Source organism: Delftia sp. 11MD, from assembly GCF_050907895.1.
GTDB lineage: Bacteria > Pseudomonadota > Gammaproteobacteria > Burkholderiales > Burkholderiaceae_C > Comamonas > Comamonas tsuruhatensis.
Genome location: NZ_CP194333.1, coordinates 2,584,341 through 2,604,937, shown reverse-complemented (window position 1 = coordinate 2,604,937; position 20,597 = coordinate 2,584,341). Strand labels below are relative to the sequence as shown.

At 68.9% G+C, this 20,597-nt stretch carries 17 protein-coding genes; 11 read left to right on the top strand and 6 right to left on the bottom strand.

Annotation, left to right across the window (positions count from 1 at the left end; genetic code table 11):
- Positions 1–70: 70 nt before the first annotated feature.
- The 3 genes from ACRSCF_RS11760 to ACRSCF_RS11750 all read left to right on the top strand — a co-directional run bounded on the left by ACRSCF_RS11760 (position 71) and on the right by ACRSCF_RS11750 (position 3,201).
- A complete protein-coding gene (locus tag ACRSCF_RS11760; RefSeq protein ID WP_133074084.1) occupies positions 71–1,348 on the top strand; it encodes a Zn-dependent hydrolase in 1,278 nt (425 codons plus the stop codon).
- Positions 1,349–1,602: 254 nt separating this feature from the next.
- Entirely contained in the window at positions 1,603–2,586 is a 984-nt protein-coding gene (locus ACRSCF_RS11755; protein ID WP_034366137.1) for a Bug family tripartite tricarboxylate transporter substrate binding protein, read from the top strand.
- A 60-nt stretch (positions 2,587–2,646) separates the two neighbouring features.
- Complete coding sequence (locus ACRSCF_RS11750) at positions 2,647–3,201, top strand: bacteriohemerythrin (RefSeq protein ID WP_223275325.1); 555 nt, start codon at positions 2,647–2,649, stop codon at positions 3,199–3,201.
- Between the two features lie 90 nt (positions 3,202–3,291).
- Here the strand turns inward: ACRSCF_RS11750 and ACRSCF_RS11745 are convergent, their stop codons facing one another.
- The 3 genes from ACRSCF_RS11745 to pobA form a co-directional block, all read right to left on the bottom strand.
- On the bottom strand, positions 3,292–3,729 hold the full coding sequence (locus ACRSCF_RS11745) for a universal stress protein (RefSeq protein ID WP_012206159.1): 438 nt from the start codon (positions 3,727–3,729) through the stop codon (positions 3,292–3,294).
- A gap of 99 nt (positions 3,730–3,828) precedes the next feature.
- Positions 3,829–4,611: a 2OG-Fe dioxygenase family protein gene (locus tag ACRSCF_RS11740; RefSeq protein ID WP_016451485.1), complete on the bottom strand. Its 783-nt coding sequence runs from the start codon at positions 4,609–4,611 to the stop codon at positions 3,829–3,831.
- Positions 4,612–4,742: 131 nt separating this feature from the next.
- Positions 4,743–5,918 (bottom strand): 4-hydroxybenzoate 3-monooxygenase, encoded by a 1,176-nt coding sequence (gene pobA / locus ACRSCF_RS11735; protein WP_244388064.1) that lies wholly within the window; start codon positions 5,916–5,918, stop codon positions 4,743–4,745.
- A gap of 170 nt (positions 5,919–6,088) precedes the next feature.
- Between pobA and ACRSCF_RS11730 the strand changes: the two genes are divergently transcribed.
- Entirely contained in the window at positions 6,089–6,871 is a 783-nt protein-coding gene (locus ACRSCF_RS11730; protein WP_034366134.1) for an IclR family transcriptional regulator domain-containing protein, read from the top strand.
- Between the two features lie 40 nt (positions 6,872–6,911).
- Here the strand turns inward: ACRSCF_RS11730 and ACRSCF_RS11725 are convergent, their stop codons facing one another.
- Positions 6,912–7,811, bottom strand: a complete 900-nt coding sequence (locus tag ACRSCF_RS11725) for a LysR family transcriptional regulator (protein ID WP_034366132.1) — start codon at positions 7,809–7,811, stop codon at positions 6,912–6,914.
- 203 nt (positions 7,812–8,014) lie between these two features.
- Here ACRSCF_RS11725 and ACRSCF_RS11720 point away from each other — a divergent pair, with 203 nt between their 5' ends.
- The gene (locus tag ACRSCF_RS11720; protein WP_046238589.1) at positions 8,015–9,022 is read left to right on the top strand and encodes a Bug family tripartite tricarboxylate transporter substrate binding protein; all 1,008 of its coding nucleotides are present in this window, start codon (positions 8,015–8,017) and stop codon (positions 9,020–9,022) included.
- Between the two features lie 74 nt (positions 9,023–9,096).
- Here the strand turns inward: ACRSCF_RS11720 and ACRSCF_RS11715 are convergent, their stop codons facing one another.
- Together ACRSCF_RS11715 and ACRSCF_RS11710 are read right to left on the bottom strand one after the other, a co-directional pair.
- Complete coding sequence (locus ACRSCF_RS11715) at positions 9,097–10,239, bottom strand: DSD1 family PLP-dependent enzyme (protein ID WP_034366180.1); 1,143 nt, start codon at positions 10,237–10,239, stop codon at positions 9,097–9,099.
- A gap of 11 nt (positions 10,240–10,250) precedes the next feature.
- Entirely contained in the window at positions 10,251–10,655 is a 405-nt protein-coding gene (locus ACRSCF_RS11710) for a GFA family protein (RefSeq protein ID WP_016446370.1), read from the bottom strand.
- A 110-nt stretch (positions 10,656–10,765) separates the two neighbouring features.
- On the opposite strand from ACRSCF_RS11710, the gene ACRSCF_RS11705 reads away from it, so the two are divergent.
- The 6 genes from ACRSCF_RS11705 to ACRSCF_RS11680 all read left to right on the top strand — a co-directional run bounded on the left by ACRSCF_RS11705 (position 10,766) and on the right by ACRSCF_RS11680 (position 20,434).
- Positions 10,766–11,305 (top strand): DUF6886 family protein, encoded by a 540-nt coding sequence (locus ACRSCF_RS11705; RefSeq protein WP_034366130.1) that lies wholly within the window; start codon positions 10,766–10,768, stop codon positions 11,303–11,305.
- 165 nt (positions 11,306–11,470) lie between these two features.
- Positions 11,471–15,559: a TOMM system kinase/cyclase fusion protein gene (locus ACRSCF_RS11700; protein ID WP_244388063.1), complete on the top strand. Its 4,089-nt coding sequence runs from the start codon at positions 11,471–11,473 to the stop codon at positions 15,557–15,559.
- A gap of 17 nt (positions 15,560–15,576) precedes the next feature.
- Positions 15,577–16,362: a BMA_0021/BMA_0022 family TOMM bacteriocin gene (locus tag ACRSCF_RS11695; protein ID WP_016446373.1), complete on the top strand. Its 786-nt coding sequence runs from the start codon at positions 15,577–15,579 to the stop codon at positions 16,360–16,362.
- Complete coding sequence (locus tag ACRSCF_RS11690; protein WP_244388062.1) at positions 16,337–17,203, top strand: class I SAM-dependent methyltransferase; 867 nt, start codon at positions 16,337–16,339, stop codon at positions 17,201–17,203. The genes ACRSCF_RS11695 and ACRSCF_RS11690 overlap by 26 nt, the downstream gene beginning before the upstream one ends.
- The gene (locus tag ACRSCF_RS11685) at positions 17,160–19,370 is read left to right on the top strand and encodes a TOMM precursor leader peptide-binding protein (protein WP_324623135.1); all 2,211 of its coding nucleotides are present in this window, start codon (positions 17,160–17,162) and stop codon (positions 19,368–19,370) included. The genes ACRSCF_RS11690 and ACRSCF_RS11685 overlap by 44 nt, the downstream gene beginning before the upstream one ends.
- A gap of 119 nt (positions 19,371–19,489) precedes the next feature.
- Positions 19,490–20,434 (top strand): FHA domain-containing protein, encoded by a 945-nt coding sequence (locus tag ACRSCF_RS11680; RefSeq protein WP_016446376.1) that lies wholly within the window; start codon positions 19,490–19,492, stop codon positions 20,432–20,434.
- Positions 20,435–20,597 lie beyond the last annotated feature (163 nt).

Below are 20,597 nucleotides of genomic sequence, written 5' to 3'. Positions count from 1 at the left end.
CGCGACAATCCCCGCTTCGCCCAGCCTGCCTGCGCGGCTCGCGCGCCTGCCGCAGAACTCACCGAGACCCATGACCGCCCTGCCCCCCATCAATGCCGAGCGCCTTTGGCGCCGTGTCCAGACCCTGTCCACCTTCACCCTGCCCGACCGGCCCTGGACCCGCCGCGCCTTCTCGCCCGAGTTCGACCAGGCCCGCGCCTGGCTGCGCGCCGAGTTCGCGGCCGCGGGCATGCAGGTGCATCTGGATGAAGGCGGCAATCTGGTCGGCCGCCTGCCGGCTGCCCAGGCCGCTGCGGGCGGCGCAGAACGCGCCCCCATCTCCACCGGCTCGCACTGCGACACTGTGATGATGGGCGGGCGCTTCGACGGCATCATCGGCGTGCTGGCCGGCATCGAGGTGGCGCACTGCCTGCATGAAAACGGCATCGCCCTGCAGCACCCGTTCGAGGTGATCGACTTCCTGTCCGAGGAGCCCAGCGACTACGGCATCTCCTGCATAGGCAGCCGCGCGCTGTCGGGCAAGCTGGACGCCGCCATGCTGGCCGCCCGCAACCCGCAAGGCGAAACCCTGGCCGAAGGCATGCGGCGCATCGGCGCGCGGCCCGAGGCGCTGCACCGCCCGCTGCGCAGCGCCGGCGGCACGGCCGCCTTCGTGGAGCTGCACATAGAGCAGGGCCCGGTGCTGGAGCAGCGCGGCCTGCCCATTGGCGTGGTGACGAACATCGTGGGCATACGCCGCGTGGGCTTCACCGTGCACGGCCAGGCCGACCACGCAGGCACCACGCCCATGGACATCCGACAGGACGCGCTGGTGGGCGCGGCGCGCATCATCGATGCGGCCAACCGCAAGGCCGCTGCGCTCAATGGCCAACCCCACTATGTGGTGGCCACCGTGGGCCGGCTCTCGCTCACGCCCAATGCCTCCAATGCCGTGCCCGGCCTGGTCGAGATGATGATGGAAGTGCGCAGCGACCACGCCGGCGTGCTGGAGCGCTTCCCCGAGGAACTGCTGGCCGAAGTCCTGCCCGGCCTGGCCGCCCTGCGCGTGCGTGCCGAGATGGCCGACGTGAGCCGCTCCCAGCCCACGGACTGCGCTGGCCTGGTCATGCAGGGCGTGGAGCAGGCCTGCGACAACCTGGGCTACGCCCACATGCGCATGCCCAGCGGCGCCGGCCATGACGCCGTCTACATGGCGCCCACCGGCCCCATGGGCATGATCTTCATCCCCTGCCTCCACGGCCGCAGCCACGCGCCCGAGGAATGGATAGAGCCGTCCCAGCTGCTGGACGGCACCCGGGTGCTGTACGAGACGGTGCGCGTGCTGGACAGGCAGTTGGCGCAGGGCTGAGCGCCTGGCCTGCGGCCAGGCACCAAGGCGGCATAAAATAGCCCGCTTCCCTCTGGAGCAGGCACAAGCTGCTCCTTGGTGGAAGCCCCTGTGGCACAGATTGCGGAAATCCGCCCAAATAGCGGGTTTCCCAATGCAAGATGGCGGAACCACCCTCCCCGATCATCGACAACCCACCGCATGGGCGGCCCGGCACTGCCGGTCCGCTGCGAGAGGGTTGCACCGCCCCATCAGACCCTGGAGTTTCTTCTTTCATGTTCCGCCAACTGATCACCTGCACCGCCGTGGCCGCCGCCATGGGCCTGAGCTTTTCCGCAGCCGCCCAAGGTGCGGCTGCCGACTATCCGAACAAGCCCGTGCGCATGATCGTGCCCTTCCCGCCCGGCGGCGGCACCGACATCCTCGCGCGCGTGGTGTCCAACAAGCTCACCGAAGTCAGCAAGTGGACCGTGGTGCCCGACAACCGCGCGGGTGCAGGCGGCACCATCGGCATCACCGAGGCCGCCAAGGCGGCGCCCACGGGCTACGACATGGTCATGGGCCAGAAGGACAACGTGGTCCTGGGCCCCTACCTCTACAAGAACCTGCCCTGGAACCCCGTCAAGGACCTGGTGCCCGTGGCCCACGTGGCCTACACGCCCATCGTGATCGCCACCAGCGTGAACTCGCCCTACAAGACCCTGGCCGACATCGTGGCCGCTGCCAAGCAGCACCCGGGCAAGGTGACCTACGGCTCGCCGGGCAATGGCACCAGCATCCACCTCTCGGGCGTGCTGCTGGAGAAAGCGGCGGGCATCCAGCTGGTGCACGTGCCCTACAAGGGCTCCAACCCGGCCCTGATGGATGCGCTGGCCGGCAACGTGGACCTGCTGGTGTCCTCCGTGCCCTCGGCCATCGGCCAGATCAAGGCCGGCAAGCTGCGCGCCATCGCCGTGACCTCGGCCAAGCGCTCGTCCTCGCTGCCCGACACGCCCACGCTGGCCGAATCGGGCCTCAAGGGCTTTGACGTGAGCACCTGGTACGGCCTGTTCATGCCCAAGGGCACGCCCACGGCCATCGTGACCAAGGTCAACGCCGAAGTGAACAAGCTGCTGGCCATGCCCGAAGTGCGCGACGCCATCCAGACCCAGGGCGCCGAGCCCCAGTCCATGACCGTGGCCGACTTCGACAAGATGTTCCAGGCCGACTTCAGGCAGTCCAAGCAGATCGTCGAGTCCTCGGGCGCCAAGATCGAGTGACGCCGCGTCTCCTTGATGCAGATCAGACTGATCTGCATCAAGGGGCGATGTGACAGTCCCGTGAATACTTCTCCGGAAATCATCGAATTCCTGGAGAACGCCATGGCATTGCTGGTCTGGGTCCCCGAGCTGGACACCGGAATTGCAGAGATCGACAGGCAGCACCGCCGCATCGTCGACTACATCAACAAGCTCTACGAGCTGCGCTCCTCGCCCGACCGCGAGGCCCTGGGCGATGTCATCGGCGAGATGATCGACTACACCGTCTCGCACTTCGTGTTCGAGGAAAGCCTGATCGAGAGCGCCGGCTACATGTTCGCCGGCCCGCACAAGAAAGTGCACGAGCTGTTCACGCGCCGCGTGATCGAGATGCAGACCCGCTTCGATGCCGGCGAGGACGTGGCCGCCGAGCTGCACGGCATGCTCTCGCGCTGGCTGTTCAACCACATCCGCAACGAAGACACCGGCTACGTGGACTCGGCCAAGGCCTATCTGCGCATGGCGCGCGAGTCCAGTCCTGCCGCCGAGAAGGAAAGGCTCAAGAACGAAGTGCTGCAGGAGCTGGAACTGCAGCGCAAGAAAAAGGGCTGGCTGGCACGGCTGCTCAATCGCTGATCGCCCTCTCCCCCTGCAGCGCACCAATAAAAACGGCTCCCGAGGGAGCCGTTGACGTTTCACCCGGCGAAGGGCCGAGCGGCCCGGTGATTACTCGCGCACCACCAGCACCGGCACGCGCACGGCGCCCAGCACGCGCTGGGTCACGCTGCCCAGCATCAGCTTTTCCAGGCCACGGCGGCCTTGCGAGCCCATGATGATCAGGTCGGCGCCCGTGCTCTCGAGCACACGCACGATGCCTTCGTGCACCGCATGGCCTTCGCCCACCACGGTGGTGGCGGTGATGCCGGCCTCGTCGGTGATCTTCTTGACGGCGTCCAGCGTGGTGTTGGCCTCGGCCGTGGCCGCGCTCAGGTACTGCGACTGGCCGTAGGCGAAGTCGGCGCCCACGCCCGTGAACGGATAGGGGTCCACCACGTAGACCGCCGTCAGCGTGCTGCCAAAGGCCTTGGCCAGCTCCACGCCCTTGTGAACCGCCAGCATCGAACTGTTGGAGCCGTCCACGGGAACCAGGATGTGCTTGAACATGCGTTTTCTCCTTTGTGCTTGGCCGCCGTCAACAATCGGAGGCGGCCGGGTCGATGAACCAAAGTGTGCGCCCATCATGCGCCAGCGTCTTGAGCTGCATCAATCCTTGCGGCGACGCGTCAGCTCCGAGCCCTGGAAACCCTGGCGGCGATAGGTCAGCACCAGGGTATCGCGCACGCCGCCCGGCTGCTCGGGCTGGATGGGCGTGGTCTCGTGGATCATGCGGGCATCGTCCAGCAGCATCACCGACCAGGGCTCGGTCAGCGTGAAGCGCTGGCCGCTGGGGCCCGTGGCCTCGAAGATGCGTGTCTCGCCGCCCTTCACGCCCTCGCGCCCGACCAGGATCACGGCCACCAGGTCCACGCCGTCGCGGTGCGCGCCTTCGGGGGTGGGCCGGCCAATGCCGTCCGTGGTGTCGATGCGGAACTGGTGGGACTCGATGAACCAGCGCTCGTGCTGCACATCATCGCCCTGGGCGCAGAACACCTGGTCGGACAGGCCCGCCAGCGCCAGCAGCAGCCGGCTCCAGGTGGCGCTTTGCGCCGTGGCATCGCGCATGGGCTCGAACATGCGCAGCATGCCGCCATGCAGGGCGTTGTATTCCACCGGCTGCCAGTGCGCGCGGTGCTCCACCTGCTGCAGCCCGTCCTGCCCGGCGATGAAGCAGGAATGGCGGCGGCGCCGGTAGCGCCCGCCGTCCTTCAGAAAGGCATCGGGCGGCAGCTGGGCCCAGTCGGCATCGAGCGCATGCAGCTCGGTCAATGACACGCCTGCCCAGGCCGCGAATTCATCGGGGCGCAGCACCGCATAGCCTGCGTCGCGCAGCGACTGCGCTGCATTCTGGGGAGCGATATAGGGAGGGGGAAACGTGATGTGCGCCATAACCTGCCAAGCTTACTCCTCGCCCGTGCCCGTCCGGGCGAGGCGGCCTGCAAATTTGCGCAATGCTGTGGCGACAGGCGCGCATCAATGCGGGCGCAGCCTCGGCGGCGCCCGGGGCCTCACGCCGGCCCTCACACCAGCGGCAACCCCACATAGTTCTCCGCCAGCGAGGTCGAGCCTGCCCGGGAGTTGACGATGTAGTCCAGCTCCGCCTCCTGCACCTTGGTGTCGAAGCCGCCCGCGTCGGGGAAGCGGTGCATGAGCGAGGTCATCCACCACGAAAAGCGCTCGGCCTTCCAGACGCGGCGCAGGCATTGCTCGGAGTAGCCGTCGATGCCTTCGGGCGCCTTGTCGCGGTAGTACTGCGCGAAGGCGCTGGACAGGTAGCCCACGTCCGAGGCGGCCAGGTTCAGGCCCTTGGCGCCCGTGGGCGGCACGATGTGGGCCGCGTCGCCGGCCAGGAACAGGCGGCCGAAGCGCATGGGCTCGGTCACGAAGCTGCGCAGCGGGGCAATGCTCTTTTCCAGCGAGGGGCCGGTCACCAGGCGCTCGCGGGCCTCGGGGTCCAGGCGCAGGCGCAGTTCGTTCCAGAAGGCCTCGTCGCTCCAGTCCTCGACCTTTTCGGTCAGCGGCACCTGCAGGTAGTAGCGGCTGCGCGTGGCGCTGCGCTGGCTGCACAGTGCGAAGCCGCGCTCGGTCTGGGCGTAGATCAGTTCGTGCGAGACGGGCGGCGTGTCCGACAGCAGGCCCAGCCAGCCGAAGGGATAGACCTTCTCGAAGGTGCGCACCTTGTCCTGGGGCACGCTGGCGCGGCAGATGCCGTGAAAGCCGTCGCAGCCCGCGATGAAGTCGCATTGCAGCTCATGGACCTGGCCGTCCTTTTTGTAGCGCACGACGGGGCTGTCGCCATCGAAGCCCACGGGCTGCACGTTGCTGGCCTCGTAGACGGTGGTCAGGCCCTCGGCGGCGCGCACTTCCATCAGGTCGCGCGTGACCTCGGTCTGGCCGTAGACCATGACGCGCTTGCCGCCGGTCAGGCCGTGCAGGTCGATGCGGTGGCGCTGGCCGCCGAACAGCAGCTCGATGCCGTCGTGCGGCAGGCCTTCTGCGCGCATGCGGGCATCGGCGCCGGCCTGCTCCAGCAGGTCCACGGTGACCTGTTCCAGCACGCCGGCGCGGATGCGGCCCAGCACGTAGTCGGCGCTGCGCTGCTCGATGATGACGTTGTCTATGCCCGCGCAGTACAGCAGCTGGCCGAGAAGCAGGCCGGCAGGGCCTGCGCCGATGATGGCGACTTGGGTGCGCATTGATCTGTCTCCGTTGCGTTGTTCGATGTCATGGCCGGTTCATGCCATGGCCTGCGCCCAAGATTAGTTTTGAGGCAGCGCAAAGACGAGGGGCTGCAGCACGCGTTGCGCGGTGATCGCGCAATCTGCGCGACAATCGCGCACTACCTGCATGCCCGCCCTCCCCGCCCATGAACCAGCCCTTTCCCATCGACCCCGATGACTTCATCGCCGGACTGGCCAAGGGCCTGGCCGTGCTGGAGAGCTTCGACACCGAGCGCCAGCGCCTGAACGCCACCATGGCGGCCGAGCGCTCTGGCATCACGCGCACGGCCGCGCGCCGCCATCTGCTGACCTTGACGCACCTGGGCTACCTGGAGACGGACGGAAGCCATTTCTGGCTGGCGCCCAAGGTGCTGCGGCTGTCGGGCAGCTACCTGGCCTCGGCGCGGCTGCCGCGCATCGTCCAGCCCGTGCTGTACCGGCTGGCGGCGCAGACCCAGCTGTCGTTTTCCTGCGTGGTGCGCGATGGCCACGAGGTGGTCATCGTGGCGCGCAGCGCCCTGCACGAGCGCGGCCAGCGCCTCATGGCCCACGGCCTGCACCTGGGCAGCCGCCTGCCCGCCCACGCCACCTCCACCGGCCGCGTGCTGCTGGCCGCCCTGCCTGCGGCCGAGCTCAGGCAATGGCTGGCCTCGCACGATCTGCGGCGCCTGACCGCCCACACGGTCACCGACAGCGCAGCGCTCGAAGGCGTGCTGGACGAAGTGCGCCGACAGGACTTCTGCCTGGCCCTGGAAGAGCATGAGCTGGCCGTGCAGGCCCTGGCCGTGCCGCTGCGCAACATGGAGGGCTGCACGGTGGCCGCGCTCAACATCGTGACCTCGCCCCAGCGCATGGCGCCGGCCGACATGGTGGCCGAGCTGCTGCCGCTGCTGCAGGAGGCGGCGCGGGAGCTGCGGCCGCTGCTCTGAGGCCTGCTGACCTGCGACCTGCCGCCGTCGCTGCAGCCGCTCAGAGCGGCGCGCACACCAGCCGGCTCAGTTCGCGCAGGGCCAGCGAGGTCTTTCGGATCAGCGGCGTGGCCTTTTTCTTGGCCGACTGCGCCAGGCACAGCGTGCTCACCACATGGGGCGACTCGATGGGAATGCCCACCAGCTCGGCATCGGTCAGGTGGCTGTGCATGGCGCTGTCGGTCAGCGCGGCGTAGCCGTAGCCGCCGCGCACCAGGTCCAGGATGGCCGGCACGCTGGACACTTCCCAGACCACGTTGAGCTTGACCTGGGACAGCGTGGCCTGGGCCTCCATCAGCTTGCGGAAGATCTGGCCGTGCTGCGGCATGATCAACGGAAACTGCGACAGCTCTTCAAAGCGCACGCTGCTGCGCCCGCCCAGCGTGCGCGTCGGGCCGATCAGGCACAGGCGCTCTTCCAGCACGGGCGTGACCTCAATGTGCGGATGCGGCTCGGGCGTATAGACCAGGCCCAGGTCCATGCGACCCGAGGTCAGCCATTCGGCAATGTTCATGGAAAAGCCCTCGACCACGGCCAGGCGGGCCTTGGGCATGTCCTTGCTGAACAGATCGATCAGCGGCAGCGTCAGGCGCCGCGCCAGGCTGGGCGGCAGGCCCACCACGATGCGGCCCACGGGCTCGTCGCGCTGGCTGCCCAGATCCTCCTTGGCCAGCGCCACGCGCTGCATGATGGCGTGGCCGTGCTCCAGCAGGCGGCGGCCGGCGTCGGTCAGGGTCACGCCGCGGCCGGTGCGGATCAGCAGGGTTTCGCGCAGCTCGGTCTCCAGCGCCCGCACCTGGCGGCTCAGTGCGGGCTGGGCCGTCTCCAGCAGCACGGCCGCCTTGCTGAAGCTGCCGGTCTCGGCCACATGCACGAACGTCTCTATCTGCTGCAAATTCATGTTCTCTCGCCTCCTCACTTATGCCATTTTGCTATAGCTGCTAGCGCCAGCCACGGCTAGGTGCTTTGCAACGAACTGACACAATGCGGCGACTGGATGATCCAGCCGCTCCCGCAAGAGAGCGTAAAAACAAGAGCAGCCTGTGCCTTGCCGGCATAGGACCAAGCCACCCAGCAAGCCCAACAGCGACTCGGAGACAAACCATGAAAGACAGCGCCTTCCGCATCAATCGCCGCCAGGCGGGCCTCGCCCTTGGCGCCCTGGCCATGGGCGCCCTGGCACCCGCGCGTGCCCAGTCGGGTGCCGCCGCCAACTGGCCCACCAAGCAGGTGCGCATCATCAACCCCTTCCCCGTGGGCGGCGGGCCGGACGGCACCTCGCGCCTGGTGGCCGACAAGCTGGCGCGCCTGTGGAACCAGCCCGTCATCGTGGAAAACCGCCCTGGCGGCAACGGCTTCATCGCCATCGAGGCCTTCAAGCGCGGCGCCACCGACGGCACGGACATCATCCAGCTGGACAACGTCCACCTGGCCGCCTATCCCCACCTGTTCAAGAAACTGCCCTACAGCATCGACAAGGACTTCGAAGTCGTCCTGCCGCTGTTTCGCACATTCTTCTTCGTCTGCGTGCCGGTCAACAGCCCCTACAAGACCGTGGCCGACCTGATTGCCGACGCCAAGGCGCGCCCCGGCAAGCTCAACTACGGCTCGTGGTCCGTGGGCAACCCGGTGCACCTGGGCTCGGCCCTGCTGGAGTCGCTGACGGGCACCAAGATGGAACACGTCATCTACAAGGAAACCAGCCAGCTGTACACCAGCGTGGCCACGGGCGAGCTGGCCTTTGCGCTGGGCTCCTCGGGCACGGCCGGCCCGCTGATGCGCTCGGGCAAGCTGCGCTTCCTGGCCGTGCTGGCGCCCCACCGCCTCAAGGGCTATGAAGACGTGCCCACCGTGGCCGAGTCCGGCGGCCCGGCCGATGCCGTGGTCACCGGCTGGAATGCCTTTGCCGTCTCCAAGTCCACGCCGCCGGCCGTGGTCGAGAAGATCCGCCAGGACACCATGAAAGTCCTGCGCGAGCCCGACATCCAGCCCAAGTTCCAGACCTTCGGCTACGAGAACTACTTTCCCACGCCCGAAGAGTTCAAGGCCTTCATCGTCGAAGAGAACAAGCGCTTTGGCGACGTGATCCGCCGCGCCAAGATCGAGCTGTAAGCCACAGGCCACAGCAGGCGCAGACGCAAAAAAGCCGCCGCGCCGCAAGGCCGGCGGCTTCTTTCATGCCGTCTTCAGCGCGACAGCCCGCGCGCCGCAATCGGCCACAGCGCGTGCACCGTGCCGCCCTGCAGCACCACCAGCTCGTCGTGCAGGTTGAATGTCGGGTCCACGTGCGAGGGCAGCAGCTGCAGCACGCTGCCCAGGGCGGGCGCCTGGGCGCCAGGCTCCACGCATACCACGCTGTGCTCGTCATTGATGGCCACGCAGCGCAGGCCCGGCGTGCCGTAGACGGCGGGCGGGCCGCATTCGGCCGAGGTGGATTTCAGGCCCGCATCGAGGATGACGCGGTCCGGCGCGGGCGTGCTCATCACCGTGGACAGCAGGAACAGGCTGCGGCGAAAGGCCAGCGCCCCGCCCCATTCGTTGGCGCCGTAGTCGCCATCCATGAAGGCATAGGAGCCCGGCTGCAGCTCGGTGTAGACGCCGCTGGCCGCATCGAACTCCACGCTGCCCGTGCCGCCGCCCGTGATGGTGTGGCACGCCAGGCCGTTGTCGCGCAGCAGCTGCGCGCAGGCCGCCGCCCGGCTCGCAGCCTCCTGGCAGGCCTGCGCACGCTCTTCGCGGCTGCGCCGGTGCTGCGCCGCTCCGTGGTAGGCCTGCAGGCCCGCGAAGTTCAGGCCCGGCAGATCACGCGCCTGCCGCGCCAGGGCCAGCACGGCATCGGGGCCCGTGACGCCGCAGCGGCCCTGACCCACGTCCACCTCCACCAGCACGTCGATCTCCACGCCCGCCTGCGACATGGCCTCGGACAGCTGCACCAGGTTGGCCGCGTTGTCCACGCACACGGCCATGCGCGCACTGCGCGCCAGCCGGGCCAGCAGCGCGTGCTTGGCCGGCCCCACGACCTCGTTGCTGATCAGGATGTCGCGCACGCCGGCCGCCACAAAGGGCAGCGCTTCGCTCACCTTCTGGCAGCAGATGCCACGCGCGCCCAGCGCCAGCTGGCGCAGCGCGATCTGGGGGCACTTGTGCGCCTTGGCATGCGGGCGCAGCGCCACGCCATGGCGGTCGGCCCAGTCCTGCATGGTGCGCAGGTTGGCATCGAAGGCCGTCAGGTCCAGCGCCAGGCTGGGTGTGTCGATGCGATCGAGCGGATCGCCGGGCCGTGCGGCAGGCTCCAGTGCCAGGCCGCTGGCGTCATCGTGCAAGGGCATGGTGCTGTGCCTCATTCCTGCGGGGGTGCGTACTGGGCGATGACCTCGGCCTCGGTCATGGTCGGCGTCTGGTTGGCGAAGTCGTAGTAGCCGGGCTTTCTGTCGATGTAGATCTGCGTGGCCAGCTCGAAGTCCTGCGACTCGAAGGCGCCGGCCGGCACGAAGTACTCGCCCGTGGCGTGCAGCCGGTAGTACAGGTGCGTACCGCATTGCCTGCAGAAGGCGCGCTCGGCCCATTCGGAGGAGGCATAGGTGCCTATGTGTTCGCCGCCCTCGAACTTCACATCGGGCCCGCAATGCACCGCCAGCATGGGGCCACCGCCCCAGCGCCGGCAGTACCCACAGTGGCAGGCCCCGATTTCCCGGGCCTGGGGAGAGACAAAGCTGACAGCGCCGCAAAGACAGTGACCGTTCATGGTGCATGGACCTTTCCGTGGGTTGCGAGTACCTGGGATTATTCACAGGTGTCGCGCATCATAGGCGATGGCGCAGCACCTGCAAACCGCGGCGCCCTACACTGCGCGCCATGCAGCTTTTTCACTTCAGCGAAGACGGAGATATCCGGCAATTCCAGCCCCGCCCGGTCCTGAAGGCGGCACCCCGCCGCCAGGGACAGGAATGGCTCAACGGCCCCCTCGTGTGGGCCATCGCCCATACGCATCAGCGGCTGTACCTGTTTCCGCGCGAATGCCCGCGCATCGTCATATGGCCGCACGAGCACAGCACCAGCGAAGACAGGGCCCAATGGCTGAACGCCCTGCCCGATGGAGCGCTGGCCGTGGCCTATGTGGAGACCGCCTGGGCCGCGCGCCTGCAAGCGGCCCGGATACACCGGTACGAGCTGCCGGCCGATACGTTTGAAAGCCTGGAGGACGCCGGCATGTACGTGAGCCGGCAGGCCGTGCAGCCCCTGCGCCGGGACCTGCTGGTCGATCTGCCGCAAGCGCTAGCGGAATGCGGCACCGAGCTGCGCATCGTCGATTCGCTGCAGCCGCTGCGCGGCGTCTGGGACAGCTCGCTGCATGCCAGCGGCATACGGCTGCGCAATGCGGCCAGCTGGGACTGAGCGCCGGACGCCACGGCGACGGCAACCATGGGCAAGCACGTAGGCAAAAACAGTCAATTGCATTCGGACGTACGCTATAGTAACGAACGGTATCAAAAGCACGGTCTGCCGTATGACAAATGGACGACTGGATACCCTCCAGGAGGATACCCAACCGAGGCTGAAATGCACGATGCCATCACCAACCCCACGCAAGCTGCGGTGACCCCGGTGGCGCCAGCCCCCCTGGAAATACCCGATTACGAACTGCTGGAAACCTTGGGATCGGGTGGCTACGGCACCGTCTACCGCGCGCGCCACCGGCGCACGGGTGCATCGGTGGCCATCAAGGTCGTCAGGCTGCAGGAAGGCGGCCGCCAGGTGGAGCGCTTCCACCGCGAGACCATGCTGTGCGCGTCCCTGCACCATCCGCACATCGTCCAGTTGCTGGACAAGGGCGAGCAAGGCGACTGCGTCTACGGCGTCTTCGAATATGTGCCCGGCGAGACCCTCAAGAGCCTGATCCGCCGCCAGGGCGTGCTGACTGCCGCCGAGGCCGGCCGCCTCATGGCCGAGGTGCTCGATGCGCTGGACTGCGCGCACGCGGCCGGCATCGTGCACCGCGACCTCAAGCCCGACAACGTGATGGTCACCTCCACGGGCGCCGTGCGGCACGCCATGGTGCTGGACTTCGGCATCGGCACCGTCATTCCGCAGTTTGCCGGCCCGCAGGTCTCGCAGCTCACCATGGGCGACGAGTGCCTGGGCACGCCCGCCTACAGCGCGCCCGAGCAGCTGCGCGGCGAGCCGCCCAGCGCACGCACCGACCTGTATGCCTGGGGACTGATGTTCCTCGAATGCCTGACGGGCACGCCCGCCGTGCAGGGCGCCTCGGTGGCCGAGATCGTGCACCGCCAGCTCAGCCCGCAGGAAGTGCAGCTGCCGCCGGCCATCTCCACCCACCCCATCGCCACCTTGCTGCGCAAGGCGCTCAAGAAGCGGCCTGCGGAGCGCAGCGACTCGGCGGCGGCCCTGCTCAGGGACCTCATGCGCGTGCGGCTGGACGATCTGGTGGGCCAGTTGCCCGCAGCCGCCCAGGTGCAGCCGTCGGACCTCACCCGCACCGTGGCCACCACGCGCGTTTTCTCGGAAGTGCGGCAGCTGACCGTGCTGTGCTGCAGCGTGTCGCTGTGGCCCGGCAGCGATGCCGACGCCATGGACAGCGCGGCACGCACCGCAGGCCAGCCCTCGCAGGCACTGAACATCGAGGACATCGAGCTGCTGCAGCGCGAGGAACTCACGCTGTTCTCCGACGTTGCCACCCGGCGCGGTGGCATGCTGGCGGGCACGCTGGGCGACCGCATGCTGGTGCTCTTCGGCTACCCGCACACCAGCGACACCGATGCCCGCCAAGCCGGCATGACGGCGCAGGAGCTGCTGACGCTCAGCCGCAGCCGCGCAGCCGCCATCGAGCAGGTCCACGGACTGCACCTCGGAATCCGAATGGGCCTGCACACCGGCATGGCCGTGGTGGTCGGCGGCGAAGCACCCTCGGGCCATGCCGTCAACGTGGCCATGCGGCTGGAGGCCATCGCCGATGCGGGCACCCTGCTGGCCAGCGAAAGCAGCCACCGCCTGCTGTCGCGTCATGCGCGCTTCGAGAAGGCCGGCAGCCTGCGCCTGCCCGGCCAGCCCACGGGCATGCAGACCTATCGCCTGGAGCTGGAGCAGCCAGCCGAGCTACTGCAGGGACCTGTGTCCGATGCAGCCTTGCAGTGCATAGGCCGCGAACCCGAACTGCAGCGCCTGCACGACGCATGGGCGCGGGCCCGCGAAGCCGGGGGCAATGCGCTGTGGATTCGCGGCGAGCCGGGCATCGGCAAATCCTGCCTGGCCGACATGCTGCTCGTCCACGCCAGGACACAGGGCGCGAACACCGTGGTGCTGCAATGCCAGCCCGAGCACCGCAACACCGCACTGACCCCTTTCCTGGGCCTGATACGGCAGCGGCTGGAGGCGGCAGATCCCCCGCAGGACCACCGCGAACAGATGCGCGAAGCCCTGCGCGCCGCAGGCTGCGATGCCGAGGCCGCCCTGCCCATTCTGTGCGCCTGGCTCTCGCTGCCCCTGGGCGACTGCGAGCCCAGCCGCATCTCTGCCGTCATGCAAAGGGCGCTGCTGCTGCAGTCCACCGCGCAATGGCTGCTGCACATGTCCGAAGCCGAGCCCCTGCTGCTGGTCGTCGAGGACGTGCACTGGGCCGACCCCACCAGTATCGAACTGCTGGAGCAACTGGTCGCGCGCCTGCCCGGGCGGCGCGTGCTGCTGGTGCTCACGGCGCGTCCGCAGTGGCAACCGCCCGAAGGCCTGCAGGCCGACTGCGTGGACGTACGGCGGCTGGAAGACGCCCAGGCCACCGAACTGGCCCGCCAGACGCTGGCACCGCGCCGGCTCAGCCCTGCCGTGATCCGCCACGTGGTGGAACGCACGGACGGCGTGCCGCTGTTCATCCAGGAAATGGCGCGCATGCTGCTGGATGCCCACCTGGTGGAGCAGGACGGCGTCTGGGACTTTCGCCATGCCGGACTGCCGGCCGCCATTCCGCTCACGCTGCGCGACTCGCTGGTCAGCCGCTTTGACCGCATCGGCCCGCTCAAGCCCCTGCTGCAGCTGGCAGCCACCATGGGCCGGCACTTCGACTTCGACCTGCTGTGCGCCTGCCTGGAACGCCCGCAGGGCGAAGTCGGCCAGGAACTGGCCGCCCTGGGCCAGGCCGGCCTGGTGATTGCCGACGAACGCGCGGGCCCGGGCGCCTACATGTTCCGCCACGCGCTGATCCGGGACACGGCCTACGAATGCATGCTGGTATCGCAGCGCCGGCTGCTGCACCGCGACGTGGCCCTGGCCCTGATGCAGCACCAGCCGCAGCGCGTTGCGGCGGAACCCGCAGGCGTGGCCCAGCACTGGGCGGACGCCGGAGACCACGCCCAGGCCGTGGCGCTTGCGGTGCGGCAGTTGCGCATCACCCAGCTGCGCTCGCTCAACGATGAAACCATTGCCTACGCGCGCCACATCGACGACTGGCTGCAACAGCTCCAGGGCGTGGCCCAGCGCGAGGCGCGTCTGGACGTCAACAGCTACGTGACCCAGGCGCTGATGAACAAGCACGGCTGGGCCCATGCCCAGGTGGTGGAACGCATCGCGCTGTCGCAGGAGCTGCTGGCCGGCCCGGGCGCCAACGCCGTGGCCGACTACAAGCAGGTGCAGCACTTGTGGATGCTGATCACCTACCACCACGTGGCCAGCAACCGCGAGGAAGTGCGCCAGCTCAGCCACCGGCTGCTGGAGCAGGCCGTGCGCCAGCAGGACACGGGCGTGCTGGTGGCCGCCCAGACCTACCTGGGACTGGCCCACTACTCCGACGGCCGATTCGAGCAGGCCGAAGAAGCGCTGACCGACGCCATCACCCGCTACGACCCCGTGGCCCATGCCCACCATGCGGCCGAGTTCGGCTTCGACACGCGTGTCTGGGCCACCTGCGGGCGCGCCCTGGTGCGCTGGTTCGCCGGCTTCGACCAGGCCGCGCTGGCCGATGCGGCCGACGCCGTGCGCCTGGCGCACGAGGTCTCGCACATTCCATCCCTGAGCATGGCCCTGCTCTACCAGGCCCTGGTCCACCAGGCACGTGGCGACAAGGAAAGCGCCTTGGCCACCACGGGCGAACTGCTGGACATCACGGCCCGCTACGGCCTGCCTGCGTTCTCGGGCTATGCGGACATCATCCGCTGCTGGGCGCTGGGTGACGGCGCAGGCAGCGCCAGCGCCGAGGGCATTGAACGCGCCAGCGGCACGGCGCAGCTGCTCTGGGACATGGGCTGCCGCTACTGCCAGACCTACTACCGCTCCTTCGTCGCCGAAATGCTGGCGGCCAGCGGGCGCTGGACCGAGGCCCTGGACAAGATCGACGAGTGCCTGCGCCTGGCCGACGTGCTGGACGAGCGGCTGCACAGCAGCGAGCTGCACCTGAAGAAGGCCCGCTTCCTGCTGGCCATGGGCGCCGACCACGCGGCCGTGCAGGACAGCCTGGCCCAGGCGGCCGGGACTGCGCGCACTGCCGGCAAGTACCGCACCGAAACCGAGGCACTGGCCCTGTCACAGGTCCTGGCACCCGCCGGGCCGGACGTGGCCGCGCGCCTGAGTGAGCTGGCCGCATTGCGGCCTGAACTGTCCGTGCACCTGTCCGGGCCCCTGCCCGGCCAAGCGCATTTTTCTTGAACCGAGGATGAAGTCACATGACCACCCAGCTGCAGAATACTGAACCGTTGCTCGCATTCCGCCTTGCCTACCTGCGGGCCATCGCCCGCTCCTGGCAGGATGACGCCTACCGCCGTGACCTGCTGGGGCAGCGCGACATCCAGCCCATGCTGCACCGCGACTTCAACCTGCCGACCCAGTGGCCCCAGGTCGATGTGTCGCTGCGCCTGAGCGACGACCCCACCCAGCGCGCCGAATGGAAGCCCGTGCTGACGGCCGGCTGGATCGGTCCCGACGATGAATTCGTCATCGTCCTGCCCCAGGCGCCCCAGACCCATGCCTCCGAGGCCCTGGCCGCCTACTACCAGCTGTTCCCCAACTTCATGGGCGTGAGCACCTCGTTCGAGGAACCGAACAACGGCATGCTCAGGGCTGCCCTGCCCACGGGCCTGGGCATCCCCGGCGGCGGCCCCGACTCGCTGCTGGCCTTCGGCGGCGTGGTGCTGCGCGCCATCGCCCTGGCCTGGCAGTCGCCCGAGTTCCACGCGGAGCTGACGCGCGACGACGGCAAGGACAAGGCCCCCGTGCTGAGCCAATGGCTGGGCTACAACAACCCGTTCAACTTCCAGGTCCGCTTCGAGACCGAACAGGCCTTCACCTGGGACGCCGCGCGCGGCGAATGGAACCTGCAGCGCGCAGACGGCACGGCCATCAAGAACGGCATCGTGCTGAACTACCCGGTGGCACCCGCCGAGCAGGACCTGTGGGCCATCGCCCTCACCTCCTACAACAACACCGGTGACGCCTATCCCTTCACCTGCTGATACGGCACCGGCGCAGCTGCAAGGGGCCACGGCCACCTTGCTGCTGACGCTGGCGGCACGTGCCCGCGCTGCAGGTGCGGCAGCTCCCCCGGAGCTGCACGACCTGCCGCCCTTTGCCGACCCCGAGGCGTGCCGCATCGCGGCGGCGCTGCCCCAGGCCAGCGAGGCGCACGCCGCCGACCCCGCCTTTGTGCGCAGCGTGGTGCTGCGCACGCAGCTGTTCGACCGGCTCACCACGCAATTCCTGAGCGCGCATCCGTCCGGCCTGTGCATTGCGCTGGGCGCGGGCCTGTGCACGCGGCGCAGCCGCCTGGCGGCCCTGGCCGGCACCGCACGCTGGCTGAACGTGGACCTGCCCGACGCCATTGCGCTGCGCGATCAATACATGGACGGCGACGAAACCCGCCTTGCCTGCTCCATCCTCGACACCTCCTGGCTGGACGCCGCCGCCCTGCCCGGCAGCCAGCCCGTTCTGGTGCTGCTCGAAGGCGTCTGCCCCTACCTTCCCCAGGCGCCGCTGGAGGCCATGCTGCAGCAGCTGGCCCAGCGTTTTACCGCGCCCGGCAGCCCGCCGTGCACCGTGGTGCTCGACCATGTGCACCCGGCCCTTGCACGGCTGCCCATGCAGGTGGGCGGCATGCGGCTGCCCGTCGTCTCCGGCTTTGCGGACGGCGCCCAGATGGAGCGCATCCACCCCGCCATCCGCATCAGCCTGCAGGAGCACCTGTATGCCCGGTTCTCGCAGCAGCACCAGCTGTTCGAGACCGCCTTCCACGCCACCACCGGCCAGCACCCGTATGCCGTCGTCCGCCTTGAACTGGGAGCCCCGTCCCTTGCCTGAGCCTGCGGCCCCGGACCTGTTTGCCGACGCCTTCCGCTGGCACGAGAAATTCCTGTCCCCCGTGCAGCAGGGCGACCGCCTTTTGCTGACCAGCGAACGCGACACCCTGGCCCTGGGCTCCGCCGCCGTGCTGGCGCTCAACGCCCCGCTGCAGGCCGGCACCAGCCTCATGCAGCACTGCGCCACAGCGCCCGATGCGCCGCTTGCGCAGATGCTGCACGCCCTGGGCGCCCTGCTGCGCCAGGGCCTGGTCCAGCCGGTGCTGCACAGCGACTTGAACGGCCACGGTTATCTGCAACCGGATTTCTCGGCCCCGCCCGTGCGCCTGCAGGCATCGGAGCAGATCGACATCGTCCTGCTGACTGCAGCGCTGGACAGCACAGCCACCTGCCACTGGGCTGCGGCCGTGGCCACGCAGTCACCCGCCCCCGCCCCGCTCACCATCGTTTTCTGCGACGACTACCTGGACCCGCGCCTGGGCGCCATCGACGCCGGCCAGCGTGCCGCAGGCCGGCCCTGGCTGCTGGTCCGGCCCGCGGGCGAGCAGGCCATGGCCGGGCCCTTGTTCACGCCCCATGCCGGCACCGCATCGGCCTGCTGGCATTGCCTGGCGCACCGCTGGCAACGCAACCATCCCGCACGCGCCGCGCAAGGCGGCCCGCCGCACGACAGCGGCCGCTGCCCGCCCGTGCGCGCCGGCGCCGACCTCATCGCCACGCGGCTGCAGGCCCTGCTGCCCACGGTGCAGCGCCTGCTGGCGCACACCGATGCAGCGCAAACCGTGTGGACGCTGGAGCCCCCCCAGGCCCACCCCGTGGCCGCCCGCCCGCAATGCCCGCACTGCGGCACACCGGGGCTGATGGCACTGCGCCAACGCGAACCCATTGCGCCAGTTCCCGGCACGCATGCCGCGCGCGCCGACGGCGGCTGGCGCAGCGTGCCGGCCGAGACCACGGTGCAGCGCCTGTCCCGGCACGTCAGCCCGCTGACCGGCGTGATTGCCCGGGTCACGCCGCTGACGGCCGAGACCGACGAAGCGCTCACCGTCTACCGCAGCGAAATCTTCAGAACGCCCGCGCCTGGCAGCGGCTTCCTGGCAGCCCCCCCGACACAGCTGTGCCTGGGCAAGGGCCTGTCGGCCATGCAGGCCCGCGCCAGCGCCATGTGCGAAGCCGTGGAGCGCTACGCCGCCTTCCACCAGGGCGATGAAGCCGTGGTCGTCGCCCCCGCCGCGCAGCTGGATGCGCCCTGCATTCCTCCCACAGCGCTGGCCCGCTTCAGCGACCGGCAGACCGCCCGCTTTGCCGCCGACAGGCCGCCGCATGCCGTGGCCCCCGGCGCCGGCCAGGGCGAACCTCTGTGGTGGGCGCCCGCCTGGTCCCTGACCGCCGATGCGCGCCGCTACCTGCCGCTGGGCTTTTGCCTGGCCCATGCGCCCGCGCAAAGCCAGCACCACGTGGGCTGGACCTCCAACGGCTGCGCGGCCGGCAACACGCGGGAAGAAGCAATCCTCCAAGGCTTCATGGAACTGGTGGAGCGCGACGCCGCCGCCATCTGGTGGTACGGCCAGATCCGCAGGCCCGCCATCGCGCTGGACGGCATCGCCGCAGCCACGCGCCAGCGCCTGGCGCGCAGCTGCGGCCCGCAATGGTCGTACTGGCTGCTGGACATCACCCATGACTTCGGCATACCGGTCGTGGTCTGCGTGGGCCGCCACGCGGATACCGGCCATTTGGCCGTGGGCTTTGGCTGCAGCCTGGACCGCGCCCTGGCCTGCGAACGCGCCCTCACCGAAATCAGCCAGCTGATCGCGGCGGGCAAGGGCTTTGCCGTGCCGCAGCAGGTGCAGGCCTTTCTGCATCCGCTGGACGGCACCGATGCGCCGCCGCAACAGCCTGCGCAGCAGGCGGACACCGCGCCGCCGGACATTGCCCGGGCCATTGCGCACTGCGTGGACATCGCACGGGGCCTGGGCCTGGAAACCATCGTCTACGACCACTCGCGCCCCGACATCCCTCTGTACACCGTCAAGGTCGTGGTTCCGGGCCTGTGCCATATCTGGCCGGAACTGGGCAATCCACGGCTGCGCGACGTGCCCGTGGCCCTGGGCTGGCGCAGCCGTCCGCTGCAGGAATCCGAGTTCAATCCGCAGGCGCTGTACGTTTGACAAACTGAAACGCGCAGCGGGCATGTACTCTCTCGGCTTGGCAACAGGCTGCCGGCTCCGGGCCAATGCGCCCCCAGCCCACCCCCTGTTCACACAAGCCCCAAGGAGAATTCGAGGCGATGGCCCTCTTTCGTAACCAACTCGACGGCAGCATCGTCGTGCTGCGGCCCCTGCATACCTTCGGCCGCCACCCTTCGGTCTGCCAGACCGTCATGAAGGCGCCCGACGTCTCCCAGGTCCACGCCCTGTTCCGCTGGAACCGGCAGACCTGGGAAATCGTGGACCAGAGCCGCAACGGCACCATGCTCAACGGCGTGCGCCTGGTCGCCGGCCGCTGGACCGTACTGACCGTGGGCGCCAGGCTCAGCATGGGCGAAGGCGCAGAAGCGGCCTGGACCGTGCAAGACCTGGGACCGCCCGTCACCTGCCTGAGCCCCGGCCCGGGCCTGCCCCAGGACGCCCCCCTGGCCCTGAACCCGCGCGGCACCCTGCTGCCCGACGCCCAGGAGCCCGAAGCCAACGTCTTCTTCGAAGACGGCCGCTGGCTGCTGGAGTCCGGCGACGGCACCGAGCCCCTGGTGGACGGCGCCATGGTCCACACCTCCGCAGGCAGCTGGGAATTCGTGCAATGCGACGACCTGGAATCCACGCGGGAAAGCAGCTTCGACCCGCATGCGCCCAAGCCGCCGGACGTGTCCTTTCGCTTCCACGTCAGCCAGAACGAGGAGCACGCCAGCCTGACCGTCATGAGCGACGGCAAGCCCATCGCGCTGGGTGAACGCATACACCACTACACCCTGGTCACCCTGGCCCGCGTGCGCCAGCAGGACGCCCACAAGGGCCTGGCCCCCGCAAGCCAGGGCTGGATAGAGCTCGACGCGCTCTCGCGCATGCTGGGCGTGGATTCGTCGTACGTGAACATCCAGATCTTCCGCGCCAAGCACCAGATCCTCAGCGCCCTGCCCGAATGCGCGGCCTTGCCGGCCCTGGTGGAGCGGCGGCGCGGCAGCCTGCGCTTCGGGGACTTTGCGTTCGAGATCGAGGGCGGGGCGCGCAGCGCCTGAACGGCGAACTGCAACGGAGAACGGCAGGCACACGGCGCATCGCTCGCCGTATGTAATCAGCTGTAATTTTCTTGTTGTGCACACGTCAATAAAGTGGGAACCGGTTCCTGCCGCCTGCGGCAAGGACCTCTCACCCTCCTCCCGGACCGGGTTGCCCAAGTCC

Excerpts from the sequence above, each read along its gene's own strand:
- ACRSCF_RS11760 (WP_133074084.1), top strand. The coding sequence starts at position 71 with ATGACCGCCCTGCCCCCCATCAATGCCGAGCGCCTTTGGCGCCGTGTC.
- ACRSCF_RS11695 (WP_016446373.1), top strand. The coding sequence starts at position 15,577 with ATGACCACCCAGCTGCAGAATACTGAACCGTTGCTCGCATTCCGCCTT.
- ACRSCF_RS11755 (WP_034366137.1), top strand. The coding sequence starts at position 1,603 with ATGTTCCGCCAACTGATCACCTGCACCGCCGTGGCCGCCGCCATGGGC.
- pobA (WP_244388064.1), bottom strand. The coding sequence starts at position 5,918 with ATGCGCACCCAAGTCGCCATCATCGGCGCAGGCCCTGCCGGCCTGCTT.
- ACRSCF_RS11725 (WP_034366132.1), bottom strand. The coding sequence starts at position 7,811 with ATGAATTTGCAGCAGATAGAGACGTTCGTGCATGTGGCCGAGACCGGC.
- ACRSCF_RS11740 (WP_016451485.1), bottom strand. The coding sequence starts at position 4,611 with ATGGCGCACATCACGTTTCCCCCTCCCTATATCGCTCCCCAGAATGCA.
- ACRSCF_RS11680 (WP_016446376.1), top strand. The coding sequence starts at position 19,490 with ATGGCCCTCTTTCGTAACCAACTCGACGGCAGCATCGTCGTGCTGCGG.
- ACRSCF_RS11710 (WP_016446370.1), bottom strand. The coding sequence starts at position 10,655 with ATGAACGGTCACTGTCTTTGCGGCGCTGTCAGCTTTGTCTCTCCCCAG.
- ACRSCF_RS11705 (WP_034366130.1), top strand. The coding sequence starts at position 10,766 with ATGCAGCTTTTTCACTTCAGCGAAGACGGAGATATCCGGCAATTCCAG.
- ACRSCF_RS11720 (WP_046238589.1), top strand. The coding sequence starts at position 8,015 with ATGAAAGACAGCGCCTTCCGCATCAATCGCCGCCAGGCGGGCCTCGCC.
- ACRSCF_RS11730 (WP_034366134.1), top strand. The coding sequence starts at position 6,089 with ATGAACCAGCCCTTTCCCATCGACCCCGATGACTTCATCGCCGGACTG.
- ACRSCF_RS11700 (WP_244388063.1), top strand. The coding sequence starts at position 11,471 with ATGCACGATGCCATCACCAACCCCACGCAAGCTGCGGTGACCCCGGTG.
- ACRSCF_RS11715 (WP_034366180.1), bottom strand. The coding sequence starts at position 10,239 with ATGCCCTTGCACGATGACGCCAGCGGCCTGGCACTGGAGCCTGCCGCA.
- ACRSCF_RS11685 (WP_324623135.1), top strand. The coding sequence starts at position 17,160 with ATGCCGTCGTCCGCCTTGAACTGGGAGCCCCGTCCCTTGCCTGAGCCT.
- ACRSCF_RS11745 (WP_012206159.1), bottom strand. The coding sequence starts at position 3,729 with ATGTTCAAGCACATCCTGGTTCCCGTGGACGGCTCCAACAGTTCGATG.